General features: G+C 69.8%; 13 protein-coding genes. 7 read left to right on the top strand and 6 right to left on the bottom strand.

Annotation, left to right across the window (positions count from 1 at the left end; translation table 11 throughout):
- Positions 1-6 precede the first annotated feature (6 nt).
- Positions 7-1,503, bottom strand: a complete 1,497-nt coding sequence (locus tag ACFY0K_RS14065; RefSeq protein WP_390640045.1) for an oligopeptide:H+ symporter — start codon at positions 1,501-1,503, stop codon at positions 7-9.
- Between the two features lie 492 nt (positions 1,504-1,995).
- On the opposite strand from ACFY0K_RS14065, the gene ACFY0K_RS14060 reads away from it, so the two are divergent.
- Complete coding sequence (locus ACFY0K_RS14060) at positions 1,996-2,673, top strand: response regulator transcription factor (protein ID WP_016436346.1); 678 nt, start codon at positions 1,996-1,998, stop codon at positions 2,671-2,673.
- A gap of 125 nt (positions 2,674-2,798) precedes the next feature.
- Positions 2,799-4,070: an ATP-binding protein gene (locus ACFY0K_RS14055; protein ID WP_382724480.1), complete on the top strand. Its 1,272-nt coding sequence runs from the start codon at positions 2,799-2,801 to the stop codon at positions 4,068-4,070.
- 7 nt (positions 4,071-4,077) lie between these two features.
- On the opposite strand, the gene ACFY0K_RS14050 is transcribed toward ACFY0K_RS14055, so the two are convergent.
- Positions 4,078-4,581 (bottom strand): GtrA family protein, encoded by a 504-nt coding sequence (locus ACFY0K_RS14050; protein ID WP_351961788.1) that lies wholly within the window; start codon positions 4,579-4,581, stop codon positions 4,078-4,080.
- A 217-nt stretch (positions 4,582-4,798) separates the two neighbouring features.
- On the opposite strand from ACFY0K_RS14050, the gene ACFY0K_RS14045 reads away from it, so the two are divergent.
- The 4 genes from ACFY0K_RS14045 (at position 4,799) to ACFY0K_RS14030 (ending at position 8,897) form a co-directional block, all read left to right on the top strand.
- Positions 4,799-5,938, top strand: coding sequence for a 5-(carboxyamino)imidazole ribonucleotide synthase (locus ACFY0K_RS14045; protein WP_390640044.1), 1,140 nt, complete (start codon positions 4,799-4,801; stop codon positions 5,936-5,938).
- A complete protein-coding gene (purE, locus tag ACFY0K_RS14040; protein ID WP_390640043.1) occupies positions 5,935-6,456 on the top strand; it encodes a 5-(carboxyamino)imidazole ribonucleotide mutase in 522 nt (173 codons plus the stop codon). Before ACFY0K_RS14045 ends, purE begins: the two co-directional genes overlap by 4 nt.
- A 21-nt stretch (positions 6,457-6,477) precedes the next feature.
- Positions 6,478-7,656 (top strand): dipeptidase, encoded by a 1,179-nt coding sequence (locus tag ACFY0K_RS14035; protein WP_390640042.1) that lies wholly within the window; start codon positions 6,478-6,480, stop codon positions 7,654-7,656.
- A gap of 143 nt (positions 7,657-7,799) precedes the next feature.
- Positions 7,800-8,897 (top strand): dipeptidase, encoded by a 1,098-nt coding sequence (locus ACFY0K_RS14030; RefSeq protein WP_390640041.1) that lies wholly within the window; start codon positions 7,800-7,802, stop codon positions 8,895-8,897.
- Here the strand turns inward: ACFY0K_RS14030 and ACFY0K_RS14025 are convergent, their stop codons facing one another.
- Both ACFY0K_RS14025 and ACFY0K_RS14020 read right to left on the bottom strand, forming a co-directional pair.
- On the bottom strand, positions 8,898-9,287 hold the full coding sequence (locus tag ACFY0K_RS14025) for a VOC family protein (protein WP_382724475.1): 390 nt from the start codon (positions 9,285-9,287) through the stop codon (positions 8,898-8,900).
- An 89-nt stretch (positions 9,288-9,376) separates the two neighbouring features.
- Complete coding sequence (locus ACFY0K_RS14020; protein WP_390640040.1) at positions 9,377-9,736, bottom strand: VOC family protein; 360 nt, start codon at positions 9,734-9,736, stop codon at positions 9,377-9,379.
- A gap of 458 nt (positions 9,737-10,194) precedes the next feature.
- Between ACFY0K_RS14020 and ACFY0K_RS14015 the strand changes: the two genes are divergently transcribed.
- Positions 10,195-11,640 carry a hypothetical protein gene (locus ACFY0K_RS14015; protein WP_390640039.1) on the top strand — a complete coding sequence of 482 codons (1,446 nt, stop codon included), beginning with the start codon at positions 10,195-10,197 and terminating at the stop codon, positions 11,638-11,640.
- Here the strand turns inward: ACFY0K_RS14015 and ACFY0K_RS14010 are convergent.
- Together ACFY0K_RS14010 and ACFY0K_RS14005 are read right to left on the bottom strand one after the other, a co-directional pair.
- Entirely contained in the window at positions 11,637-12,083 is a 447-nt protein-coding gene (locus ACFY0K_RS14010; RefSeq protein WP_390640038.1) for a cupin domain-containing protein, read from the bottom strand. The genes ACFY0K_RS14015 and ACFY0K_RS14010 overlap by 4 nt on opposite strands.
- 288 nt (positions 12,084-12,371) lie before the next feature.
- Positions 12,372-13,715 carry a UDP-glucose dehydrogenase family protein gene (locus tag ACFY0K_RS14005; RefSeq protein ID WP_390640037.1) on the bottom strand — a complete coding sequence of 448 codons (1,344 nt, stop codon included), beginning with the start codon at positions 13,713-13,715 and terminating at the stop codon, positions 12,372-12,374.
- Positions 13,716-13,810 lie beyond the last annotated feature (95 nt).

Below are 13,810 nucleotides of genomic sequence, written 5' to 3'. Positions count from 1 at the left end.
AGACGATCAGTGAACGTCTCCCATGAGCTCCCGAACCTTCTTCCGGTACATCCACACCGCCGCACCGGCCAGCACCGCGAGCGCCGCCTGGAGTGCCACGATCCCCGTCTTGTTGAGGTCGACACCCGCGATGGACAGCAGACCGGTCGTCGCGTCACCCGCGGTCACCGCGAGGAACCACACGCCCATCATCTGGGAGGCGTACTTCGCCGGCGCCATCTTGGTCGTCACGGACAGACCCACCGGAGAGAGCAGCAGCTCACCCACGGTCTGCACGAAGTAGATCCCGACCAGCCACATCGCCGCGGCCTTGTGACCACCGTCCGCGATCGACAGTGGTGCGAGGAACAGGAAGAACGAGGCACCGATCAGCACCAGACCACCGGCGAACTTCACGGCAGTGCTCGGCTCCTTGCCGCGCCGCGCCATCGCCAGCCACGCCCAGGCGAACACCGGCGCGAACGCCATGATCATGACCGGGTTGACGGACTGGTACCAGGAGACCGGGAAGTTCCAGCCGAAGATCGTGTTCTTGGCGGACGCGTCGGCGAACAGCGAGACGGTCGAGCCGCCCTGGTCGTAGATCATCCAGAAGACGGCGGCGGCCACGAAGAACCAGATGTACGCGCTCATCTTGGACTGCTCGGCGCGGTCCAGGTCCTTGTCGCGCTTGATGCGGGCGATGACGAGGACCGGGATCAGCAGACCGGCGATGGTGATCGGGACCAGCAGCCAGTTCAGCGTGTAGACGCCGGAGACACCCACGACGACGTAGAAGACCGCGGCGACGGCGGCCCAGAAGCCGGCCTTCGTCAGCGTCGACTTCTTCTCCGCGGCGGACAGCGGCGTCGGCACGATGTCCGAGCGCGAGTTCAGGTGGCGGGTGCCGAGCAGGAACTGGGCGAGACCCAGCGCCATGCCGACCGCGGCGAGCGCGAAGCCCAGGTGCCAGTTGTAGTTCTCGCCGACCGTGCCGATGACCAGCGGCGCGGCGAACGCGCCCACGTTGATCCCGATGTAGAAGAGCGTGAAGCCACCGTCGCGGCGCGGGTCGTCCGGGCCGTCGTACAGGTGGCCGACCATCGTGGAGATGTTGGCCTTCAGCAGACCGGAACCTATGGCGACCAGGCCGAGGCCCGCGAAGAAGGTGCCGGCGCTGGGCAGCGCCAGCGTCAGGTGGCCGAGCATGATGATCGTGCCCGCGACGGCGACCGTTTTGCGGGGACCGAGCACACGGTCGGCGAACCAGCCGCCCGGCAGGGCGAGCAGGTACACGAGCGACAGGTAGACGGAGTAGATCGCCGTCGCCGTGGCCGCGCTCATGTGCAGGCCGCCGGGAGCGACCAGGTACAGCGGGAGCAGGGCCTTCATGCCGTAGTAGGAGAATCGCTCCCACATCTCGGTCATGAAGAGGGTGGCCAGTCCGCGGGGGTGGCCGAAGAAGGTCTTCTCGGAACCGGGGGTGCCCGGTCGGACCGAGTCCTTCGTCAGGCTGGACGCCATGGGGTCGTTCCTTGCTGGTCGGGACGCGCGGTGGGGCTGTGCGCGCCCGTGGGGGGAGCGGCCGGCACCGGCGGGTCGGACCGTCCACCCCACGCCCAGGGGGAGCCCGCCCCGGATCACGGGGCGGCGGACGGCGACCACCGGGATCCACGCCCCGTGACGCTGTGTCGCGTCCGGGGCCCGGCCAGAGGTCATTCCTTTCAAGGCTGGCAGGCCAGCCCGCACACAAAAGAGACCTTCAGCGTCGAGATGCCCACCAAAGGTCCCCGGGTGTACTACAGGCGTTCACGTCACTGTACGTCAGGACACTGGCGGATATGGAAGGACTTGAGACGCGGATCACAGGTGTCGGGGGAACCTCGCACCCGGTTTCGAAGGTCCCTCCTACGATCGCACCTCTCGCTCACAGGTTCGTACCACTGTGCCCCAAGGTAAGAATCCCTGGTGCCGATCACACTCCAGTACTGCGCGTAATCGGACTACCATCACCCCATGACCCGTGTACTGCTCGCCGAGGACGACGCGTCCATCTCGGAGCCGCTGGCCCGCGCACTGCGCCGGGAAGGTTACGAGGTGGAGGTGCGCGAGGACGGACCCACCGCGCTCGACGCCGGGATGCAGGGCGGCGTCGACCTGGTCGTGCTGGACCTCGGGCTGCCCGGCATGGACGGCCTGGAGGTGGCGCGCCGGCTGCGTGCCGAGGGCCACGCCGTGCCGATCCTCATCCTGACCGCGCGGGCCGACGAGGTGGACACCGTCGTCGGTCTCGACGCGGGCGCCGACGACTACGTCACCAAGCCGTTCCGCCTCGCCGAGCTGCTCGCCCGGGTGCGGGCGCTGCTGCGGCGCGGTGCCGCGGAGCCGGCGCAGCCGCCGGCCACGCACGGGGTGCGCATCGACGTCGAGTCGCACCGGGCGTGGATGGGCGACGAGGAGCTCCAGCTCACGGCGAAGGAGTTCGACCTGCTGCGGGTGCTGGTACGGGACGCCGGCCGCGTCGTCACGCGGGACCAGCTGATGCGGGAGGTCTGGGACACCACGTGGTGGTCGTCGACCAAGACGCTCGACATGCACATCTCGTGGCTGCGCAAGAAGCTCGGCGACGATGCGGCGAACCCTCGGTACATCGCCACGGTGCGTGGTGTCGGGTTCAGGTTCGAGAAGAGCTAGGTCGGCTACGCGCGTCGCGCCGTGGTGGCTCGGATAGGTTCGCGACCTGCCGTCGTGTGTGGCTGGTCGCGCAGTTCCCCGCGCCCCTGAAGGGGCGCTGAAGTCGCCGTTTTCCGGAGAGTGCTGTGCGTCGTCGTCTGATCCAGTCCACCCTCGCCGTCGTGCTCGTCGTCATCGCCGTCTTCGGTGTCTCTCTTGTCATCGTCGAGTCGCGGACCATCAGCAACAGCGCCCAGGAACGCGTCGACTCCGAGGCGCTGCGGCTCGCCAGCATCGTCGACAGCCGGATTCTCGGGGACGAGGACATCACCGCCGACATACTGCGGAGCCAGGTCGGCAGTGAGCAGTACGCCGTCATCCGGATCCCCGGCAAGGCGCCGATCGAGCTCGGGGTCAAGCCCGAGGGCGATGTCATCCACTACACGGCCGACGGTGAGGAAGGCGAGACGGTCACCGTCCAGGAGCCGCGGTCGACCGTGACCCGGGAGGTCGGCCGTACGCTGCTGATCATCGGCGCCGTCGCGCTGCTCGCCGTGATCGCCGCCGTGCTGCTCGCCATCCGGCAGGCCAACCGGCTCGCCTCCCCGCTCACCGACCTCGCGGAGACCGCGGAGCGGCTGGGGTCCGGCGACCCGCGTCCGCGGCACAAGCGGTACGGCGTCCCCGAGCTGGACCGGGTCGCCGATGTGCTGGACTCCTCCGCGGAGCGGATCGGACGGATGCTCACCGCCGAGCGGCGCCTCGCCGCCGACGCCTCCCACCAGCTGCGCACGCCCCTGACCGCGCTGTCCATGCGGCTCGAGGAGATCACCCTCACGGATGACCCGGACACCGTGAAGGAGGAGGCGAACGTGGCGCTCACGCAGGTGGAGCGGCTCACGGACGTCGTGGAACGGCTGCTGACGAACTCCAGGGACCCGCGCACCGGCTCCGCCGTCTCCTTCGACCTGGACGAGGTCATCCAGCAGCAGCTCGCCGAGTGGCGGCCCGCCTACCGCAGCGCGGGCCGGGCGATCGTCAGCTCCGGCAAGCGCCACCTGCGCGCGGTCGGCACCCCGGGTGCGGTGGCGCAGGTGCTGGCCGCGCTGATCGAGAACTCCCTGATGCACGGGGGCGGCACCGTCGCCCTGCGGACCCGGGTCACCGGCAACCAGGCCGTGGTCGAGGTGACCGACGAGGGGGCCGGGGTGCCGGCCGATCTGGGCAACCGCATCTTCGAGCGGACCATCAGCGGCCGCAACTCCACCGGGATCGGGCTGGCCGTCGCGCGGGACCTCGCGGAGGCCGACGGAGGCCGTCTGGAGCTGCTCCAGGCCCAGCCGCCGGTGTTCGGCCTGTTCCTGTCCCGCACCCCACCGCCGCACAAGCCGGAGGACGACCTGCCGACGGTCCGGTGAGGAATCGCTAGCGGACCCGCTGCGCGGGCTGCCCGGTGTCGGCGGCCCGCTCCAGGATGGCCTCCGCGTCGGCGACCGCCTCACGCGCCGGCAGCGCCTTGAACACCCACGTGCGGTACGACCAGAAACGGAACAGGGTCGCCACGCCGATGCCGACGAACTTGAAGACGTTGCTCTGCAGCGGGCTGTCCCAGCCGAAGCTGTAGGTGGCCAGGTACAGCAGACCGTTCTCGATCACCAGGCCGACCGCGCTGAACAGCAGGAACAGGGTGAGTTCCCTGGTGCGGCCGCTCTTCTCGCGGTCCCGGTACGTCCAGTAGCGGAAGCCGAGGTAGTTGAAGACGATCGCGACGACCGTCGCTATGACGCTCGCGCGCACCACCGGCAGGTCGGTGACGTGCCGGACCAGGTTGAAGACGCCGAGATTGACGAGAATGCCGGCCCCGCCGACCGCGCCGAATTTGGCGACCTCGCGTACGAGCCTTTGCAGCCCCGAGGAACCACGTTCCATGGTTGTGAGGGCTCCCGTCCGTAGGTATTGCGACCCAGCCACTCTAACGACCCAGTATCTCCGATGCCTCCGGATGGCGACACAGGACGGGAAAGGCTCGGGAAGAGCTCCGGAAAGGCGCGGGAAAAGCGGGGCAAGAGGAGCCGAAGGGGCGGGTAAGAGCGCTGGTCGCGGGCTCGGAAACCGGCCACCCCGGAGTGGCCGATACTCTAGGGGCGTGACGTTCCCGGTAGTCGGCATGGTCGGCGGGGGTCAGCTCGCGCGTATGACGCACGAGGCGGGCATCCCGCTGGGCATCAGGTTCAAGCTCCTCAGTGACACTCCCCAGGATTCCGCGGCCCAGGTGGTGAGCGATGTCGTCATCGGCGACTACCGCGACCTGGACACGCTGCGTGCGTTCGCGCGCGGCTGCGACGTGATCACCTTCGACCACGAGCACGTGCCGACCGAGCACCTGCGGGCCCTGGAGGCGGAGGGCATCCCCGTGCGCCCGGGCCCGGACGCGCTGGTGCACGCCCAGGACAAGGGCGTGATGCGGGCGAAGCTCACGGAGATCGGCGTGCCGTGCCCGCGGCACCGGATCGTGACCGACCAGGAGGACGTGGTCCGGTTCGCGGCCGAGGGCGACGGCTTCCCCGTCGTCCTGAAGACCGTGCGCGGCGGCTACGACGGCAAGGGCGTGTGGGTCGTCGAGACCGCCGAGGAGGCCACCGACCCCTTCCGGGCCGGCGTGCCGGTCCTCGCCGAGGAGAAGGTCGACTACGTCCGCGAGCTCGCCGCCAACGTCGTACGCTCCCCGCACGGCCAGGCGGTCGCCTACCCCGTCGTGGAGTCGCAGCAGGTCAACGGCGTCTGCGACACCGTGATCGCGCCCGCACCCGACCTGGACGAGTCCCTCGCCCTGCAGGCCGAGGAGATGGCCCTGCGGATCGCCAAGGAGCTGGGCGTGGTCGGCCACCTGGCCGTCGAGCTGTTCCAGACCCGCGACGGCCGCATCCTCGTCAACGAACTGGCGATGCGCCCGCACAACTCCGGCCACTGGAGCCAGGACGGCGCGATCACCAGCCAGTTCGCCAACCACGTGCGGGCCGTCCTCGACCTGCCCCTCGGCGACCCGCGCCCGCGCGCCAGGTGGACGGTCATGGTCAACGTCCTGGGCGGCGACTACCCCGACATGTACTCCGCGTACCTGCACTGCATGGCCCGCGACCCCAAACTGAAGATCCACATGTACGGCAAGGACGTGAAGCCCGGCCGAAAGGTCGGCCACGTCAACACCTACGGCGACGACCTGGACGACGTTCTCGAGCGCGCACGTCACGCTGCCGGCTACCTGAGAGGCACGATCACCGAATGAGCCCCCTTGTTGGCATCGTCATGGGTTCGGACTCCGACTGGCCCGTCATGGAGGCCGCAGCCAAGGCCCTCGACGAGTTCGAGATCGCGTACGAGGTGGACGTCGTCTCCGCGCACCGCATGCCGCGCGAGATGGTGACGTACGGCGAGCACGCCGCCGAGCGCGGTCTGAAGGTGATCATCGCGGGCGCGGGCGGTGCCGCCCACCTGCCCGGCATGCTCGCCTCCGTCACCCCCCTCCCGGTCATCGGCGTGCCCGTCCCGCTGAAGTACCTCGACGGCATGGACAGCCTCCTGTCCATCGTGCAGATGCCGGCCGGCGTCCCGGTCGCCGCCGTCTCCGTCGCCGGTGCCCGCAACGCGGGCCTGCTGGCCGCCCGCATCCTCGCCGCCCACGACGAGGACCTGCTGCAGAAGATGCGCGACTTCCAGCAGGACCTCAACGACCAGGCAACCGAGAAGGGCAAGCGGCTGCGGGCCAAGGTCGAGGGCTCGAACGGCTTCGGCTTCGGCAAGTAGGACTCCGGGAAGTAACACGCAATGACGTCCCTCGATGAAGCCCGGTCCCTGCTGCGCGAGTTCCCGGTCGTCGACGGCCACAACGACCTGCCGTACGCACTGCGCGAGCAGGTCCGCTACGACCTCGACGCCCGTGACATCGCCGCCCACCAGAACGCCCACCTGCACACCGACATCCCGCGGCTGCGCGAGGGCGGGGTCGGTGCGCAGTACTGGTCGGTGTACGTCCGCTCGGACCTGCCGGGCGCGGTCCCGGCGACCCTCGAACAGATCGACTGCGTACGGCAGCTGATCGCCCGTTACCCGGCCGACCTGCGGGCCGCGCTGACCGCCGCCGACATGGAGGCGGCGCGCGCGGAGGGCCGTATCGCCTCCCTGATGGGCGCGGAGGGCGGCCACTCCATCGACAACTCGCTGGGCACCCTGCGCGGTCTGTACGAGCTGGGCGTGCGCTACATGACGCTCACCCACAACGACAACAACGACTGGGCGGACTCGGCTACCGACGAGCCGAACGTCGGCGGCCTGTCGGCCTTCGGCCGCGAGGTCGTGCGGGAGATGAACCGGCTGGGCATGCTGGTCGACCTCTCCCACGTGGCGGCCACGACCATGCGCGCCGCCCTCGACACCACCGCCGCCCCGGTGATCTTCTCCCACTCCTCCGCCCGGGCCGTCTGCGACCACCCCCGCAACATCCCGGACGACGTCCTCGAACGCCTCCCCGGCAACGGCGGCATGGCGATGGTGACGTTCGTGCCGAAGTTCGTGCTCCAGGCGGCGGTCGACTGGACGGCGGCGGCCGACGACAACATGCGCGCCCACGGCTTCCACCACCTCGACACCACCGAGGACGCGATGAAGGTGCACCGCGCCTTCGAGGAGAGCAACCCGCGTCCGGTCGCCACCACCGCCACGGTCGCCGACCATCTCGACCACATGCGCGAGGCCGCAGGCATCGACCACCTCGGCATCGGCGGCGACTACGACGGCACCGCCTTCACCCCCGACGGCCTGAACGACGTCTCCGGCTACCCCAACCTCGTCGCCGAGCTGCTGGACCGTGGCTGGTCCAGGTCCGACCTGGCCAAGCTGACCTGGCAGAACGCGGTCCGGGTGCTGGGCGCGGCGGAGGACGTGGCCCGCGGCCTCCAGGCGACGCGGGGACCGTCCCACGCGACCATCTCCGACCTGGACGGCTGACCCGGCAAAGGCCGGTCGGACGGGCCGGGCGTTCGGGGCGTACCCCCGAACGCCCCGTCCACCAGGAACCCTCCCGGCCGGGCGTGCGACGGTGAGCTACAGCCCCTTCACGACGTAGCTCACGACGACGTACGGAGCCCTTCATGGCCGACCTCCAGCACGACATCCACACCACGACCGAGGTCGGCAGGGAGGACTACCTCCCGGACGACCCGTTCCCGATGGAGCCCGGCGCCGCGTTCCTGGAGCGGGCCCACGCGCTGCTGGAGGCGCATCCGGTCGCGGACGGCTACTGCGGGCTGCCCCGCGCGCTCGGGGCGCTGCCCTGGTACGACCTGGAGCTGGGCGAGACGGCCGTGGCCACGGACGTGCCCCGGCTGCGTGAGGGGCACGTCGGCGCGCTGTTCTGGTCGCTGGACCTGCCGGCGCAAGAGTGGGGCGACCGGGCCGTGGGCGCCACCCTGGAGCAGCTGGACCTGGTGCGCCGGGTGGTCGAGATGCACCCGGAGGGGCTCCGCCTGGTGCGCACCGCCGGGCAGGTCATCGACGCCCGCAACTGCGGCCGGGTCGCCGTCGTCCTCGGCCCGGCCTCCGCCGCCGCCGTCGGCGACTCCCTCGGCATCCTGCGGGTCCTTCAGTCCCTGGGCGTGCGCGTGCTCTCCCTGGCCGGTGCCGTCTGGGCGGGCGAGGCGGGGCTGAGCCGGTTCGGCGAGGAAGTGGTCCGCGAGATGAACCGGCTCGGGGTGCTCGCCGACCTCTCCGGCGCCCCGGAGGCCGCCCTCGCCCGGACGCTGGCGCTGTCCAAGACGCCGGTCCTGTGCACCCGCTCCGCCGCCGCGGCCGTACGCCCGCACCCCGCCAACCTCTCCGACGAGCTGCTCGGGCAGCTGGGGGAGCACAAGGGCCTCTGCATGGTGCCGCTGAGCACCGAGCAGACCGGGCCGACCGTCCCGGACGTCGCCGACCACCTCGACCACGTCCGCGATCTCGCGGGCCCCGAGTGCGTCGCCCTGTCCGGCACCTTCGACTCCGGCGCCGCCCACCCCCGGGACCTCGACGACACCTCCCGCTACCCCCACCTGATCGTCGAACTGCTCCGCCGCGGCTGGTCGGAGACCGAACTGTCCCTGCTGACCTGGGGGAACGTCCAGCGGGCGCTGCGCAGCTCCGACTTCACCGCCCGCGCCTCGCAGCGCCGCAGGGACCCGAACCCGCCCCGCCCGGCCGACACCGAGGCCTGATCAGCCGATCCGGCAGAGGCAGAAGGGGTGCCCGGCCGGGTCGGCGAACACCCGGAAGTCCTCCGCCACCGGGTCCTCCTCCCGCCGCAGCAGCCGGGCCCCGAGGGCCAGCACCTTCTTCTCCGCCGCGTCGACGTCCTCCCAGGCCGGCCCCGCGTCGAAGTCGAGATGCACCTGCTGGGAGCCGTGGTCGGCGCGCGGCCACTCGGGCGGGGTGTAGCCCTCCGCCAGCTGGAAGCACAGCCGCAGCCCGTCCGGCAGCCGCAGCACGACCCAGTCCTCCTCCTCGGCCACCGGGGTACCGCCGGCGACGGCCGCGTAGAAGGCGGCCAGCGCGTACGGGTCGGGACAGTCGAGAACCACGTTGCGCAAGCGGGCGATGGACGCCATGGATCCTCCTCGGTCAGCGGGCACAGGGCCGGTCAACGGGCACGGGAACAGTCAGCAGGTACAGGGACAGTCAGCAGGTACAGGGACAGTCAGCAGGCGCAGAGACAGAACGGGTGCCCCGCCGGGTCGGCGTACACCCGGAAGGTGCGCTCCCGGTCCGCCGCGTCCAGCGGCTTCGCGCCCAGCTCCAGCACCCCCTTCTCGGCCGCGTCCAGGTCGTCCACCATCAGGTCCAGGTGGAACTGCTGCGAGCCGTCGGGCGCGGGCCACCGCGGTGCCACGAATCCGGTTGCCCTCTGGAACGCCAGCGCCTGACCGCCGGGCAGCGCCAGGTCCACCCAGTCCCCGTCCCCCTCGGGGCTGCCGCCCAGCACGCCGGCGTAGAAACCGGCCAGCGCGGACGGGTCGGGGCAGTCCAGGACGACGACACCGAGCTTGGCGAGAGCCATGACTTCCTCCTTGAAGCGGGAGCTACCTCAAGGACTTCCTAACCAAGTTCAGCGCGCCCAATCCGACGGGCGCCGCTCTGTTGGGAGTTGGTTTCCCGCAACGCCGGAACGCGCCGGCCTCGACGACCCGGCGGCGTGTTGGCTTCGAGGGCCCGGGGGCTCGTGTGCTTATATCGTGGCGGCTCGAAGGCGAAATTAATCGGGCGGTGCGTTCTTGTAATTCACCACCGACCTCTCCCGTTCATGTCATGGCGGGGAAACAGATCTCGGCCATTCGGGCGACCGGTAATCCGATGCCGGACGACGGCTGACATCTGTTCCACAGTGAGGGAATCATGACAGACGGAAACGAGAATGAGCGTGCGGGGGGATCGCGAAGAGCCTTGAACAGGCGACGCGTTCTCCAGGGGACGGCGGGTACTTTCGGTGCCGCTCTGGCATCCGCCGGCATCTACAAGATGATCGACGCGATCGCGGAACCGCCGGACCGCCCGGCCGCCTCCGGCGGTCCGCCCGTCCAGGAGCAGTACATCCTGCCGAACGAGCGGGTGGTCATGGTCGACAACTCGGCCGTACAGAGCAGCAAGGGCACGATTGCGGTCCGGGTGCCGGCCCTGCACGATCACGTCATCACCGCGAAGCTGAACGTTCCGGCGAATGCCAAGGCCTTGCAGGAGGCGCAGCACCATCTCGAATCCGCCCTCGTGGCCCTGGAACGCGAACATCCGTCCGATCCGTCGGGAGTGGGCGTCACGGTGGCCTGGGGGATTCCCTATTTCCACCACTACATCCCGGCCCTGGGCAAGGGGTCGGAATTCTTCAAGGCGGGAACGCGTTATCCGGCCTATCTGCCGGTCGACCTGATGACCTCCAAGACGGAGGGGCGTACCGTCTACGCATTGCAGGACGCCAGGACGTTTCCCAGCGACCAGCCGCCGCCCGGTTTCGGGCCGGTCCGCCTGGAACAGAACGACGTGGCGGTGCTTCTCCGCAGCGACTCGATCGCCAATATCAAGGCGGCCACCGACGCGATCTTCGGGTCCGGAAGCAACCAGGCGGGCAGCCTGTTCACGGTGACGAGTATCCGCCAGGGCTTCTCCGGGGGCGGGTTCTACGGGCAACAGGGCCTGCCGAGCAAGCTGGCGCTGGCCGCGAACATCCCCGGCGCGCGGTCGATTCCCCCGCAGTCGCAAGGCTTCCTGGGCTTCGCCACCACCCTGGTGTCGAACATGGGACCCGACAACATCCCGAGTCTCGAGACCCTGCCCGGTCTCACCGACCAGTGGCCCAACGGTTACTTCAAACAGGGCACCACCATGCATCTCTCGCACCTGTACCAGGACCTGGAGGCCTGGTACGACAAGACCTATCCCCTGTACGCGGACCGCGTCCAGGCCATGCTCCAACCGGGCCTCAACCCCGCGCCCGCGCCGGGTACGTTCGCCCTGCAACCGCCAGGGCCGACCGAGGCCCAGGTGGCGGAAGGGGTCAAGCGGTACCACTCCTTCGGCCACACCGGGAGCATGTCGCCGGTGGACAGCACCCCCAAGCAGGAGACCACCAACTACGGGAAGTCATATCCCTCGGGGACCACCATCCCGGTGCGCGGCGACTTCGACACGCTGGACAACCCGTTCCACTACACGTCCGATCCGGCGGGCGACCACTACAGCACCAGGCCGGCGGCCGGACTGCACTTCATCATGTTCCAGCCGACGATCGGAATCTTCAATACCGTGCGGCTCGCCATGGACGGCCACTATCCCGACAAGACGCTCCCCCTCTCACCGCGCAGCATCCACGCCGGCATCAACTCGGTCCTGACCACGACCCACCGGCAGAACTACCTGATTCCGCCGCGCCGCCACCGTTCCTTCCCGCTGGCCGAGTTCCTCGCCTCCTAGCGGTGGGTGTATTCGACCGCCGCCCGTTCCGCGAAGGCGTCCAGCTCCGGCAGGTTCACCACGACGGGATCGACGCCGGAGCGCACGACGACCCAGACCGTCTCCGCGTCCGCGGAGGCGTTGATCTCCTGATGACTGACGTGCCCGGGGATGAACACGAAGTCCCCGGGGCCCGCCTCGGCCACGTTCTCCAGCCTGTCGCCCCACCGGAAGCGGGACGTGCCGCTGACGATGTAGAGAATCGTCTCCTGGTCGCCGTGATGGTGGGGGCCGGTGGCGGCGCCGGGCTGCACGGTGCTGCGGAATGCCGACAGGTGCAGCGCGCCGGGGTTCCGGCTGTCGAAGGCGGCTTCCCGGAAGAGGCCGGGAGTCTGGGGCGTATCACCGTCGAGCCGGTCCCCGTGCACGACCCTGACCTGAGCACCGGAATGCGTTTCGGCCATGAATTCTCGCCTCCAATATCTGCTTAATGCGGAGATCGGGCGGCTCTCGAAAGGCATGTCCTGTTATCGGCGTCAGAATAACAGTGGAGAAGGAAAGCGGCGAATGCGCCGGCCCGGGCGCGCTCAGGCCCCCGGACCGCGCCGGCCCCGACGCGTCGGCACCGGGCCAAGGACCGGTAAGGCACAGCCGGTTCACCGGATGTGCACGTGCCGCGTGGTGCAGAATGCAAGAAGACACCGGTTCGGCCGACTGAGCCTCGGCCGAACCGGTGTCGTTCGCGCGCAGGCTCAGGCGGTCGGACGGCCCATCGCGCGATACGTCCAGCCCGCCCGCCGCCAAAGCTCCGGCTCCAGCGCATTGCGCCCGTCGAGGATCACCTTCTCCGCGGCCGCCTCTCCCAGCGCCGCCGGGTCCAGCTCCCGGAACTCCCGCCACTCCGTCAGATGCAGCACGACATGCGCCCCCCGCACGGCTTCCACCGCAGCCTCCGCGTAGCCCAGCGTCGGGAACAGCCGCCGTGCGTTGGCCATGCCCTTCGGGTCGTACACCGTCACCTGGCCGCCCTGCAGATGGATCTGCCCGGCCACGTTCAGCGCGGGCGAGTCCCGGACGTCGTCCGAGTCCGGCTTGAACGTCGCCCCGAGCACCGCGACCCGCTTCCCGAGGAAGGACCCGCCACCCAGCGCGTCCCGGGCCATCTCGACCATCTGGCCGCGGCGCCGCATGTTGATGGAGTCGATCTCACGCAGGAACGTCAGCGCCTGGTCGGCGCCCAGCTCACCCGCACGGGCCATGAAGGCGCGGATGTCCTTCGGCAGGCAGCCGCCGCCGAACCCGATCCCGGCACGCAGGAACTTCCGCCCGATCCGGTCGTCGTACCCGATCGCCTCCGCCAGCCTGGCGACATCGCCTCCCGCGGCCTCGCACACCTCCGCCATCGCGTTGATGAAGGAGATCTTCGTGGCCAGGAAGGAGTTCGCGGAGGTCTTCACCAGCTCGGCCGTCGGGAAGTCGGTCACCACGAACGGCGTACCCTCGCCGACCGGCGTCGCGTACACCTCGCGCAGCAGCTTCTCGGCGCGTTCGCTGCGCACGCCGACCACGATCCGGTCCGGGTGCAGGGTGTCCTGGACGGCGAAGCCCTCGCGCAGGAACTCCGGGTTCCAGGCCAGCTCGGCCTCGGCGCCGGCCGGCGCGTTCTCGGCGAGATAGGCGGCCAGCCGCTCCGCCGAGCCGACCGGCACCGTCGACTTGCCGACGACCAGCGCGGGCCCGGTCAGATGCGGGGCCAGCGACGCGATCGCGGAGTCGACGTACGACATGTCGCAGGCGTACTCGCCGTGCTTCTGCGGGGTGTTCACACAGACGAAGTGGACGTCGCCGAAGGCGCCCACCTCGGCCCAGTCGGTGGTGAAGCGCAGCCGCCCGGAGGAGCCCTCGAAGCCCGCCACGTGCCGGCGCAGCAGCTCGTCGAGCCCCGGCTCGTACATCGGGGTCTCGCCGCGCTCCAGCAGCGCGATCTTCTCGGGTACGACGTCGAGCCCGAGTACCTCGAAGCCGAGCTCCGCCATGGCCGCGGCATGCGTGGCGCCGAGATAGCCGGTGCCGATCACAGTGATCTTGAGGCTCATGGAATGCTCCAGCTCGGGGACATGGGTGCTGCTGCGGGGCCGAGCATAACCGGGCCCCCTTGCGGGCAACTTTCCCGCTGTCGCGTACCTCACGT

It is taken from the genome of Streptomyces sp. NPDC001507, assembly GCF_042894765.1.
Taxonomy (GTDB): domain Bacteria; phylum Actinomycetota; class Actinomycetes; order Streptomycetales; family Streptomycetaceae; genus Streptomyces.
The sequence above is the reverse complement of the archived record's forward strand: the minus strand, read 5'-3'. Positions and strand labels throughout refer to the sequence as shown.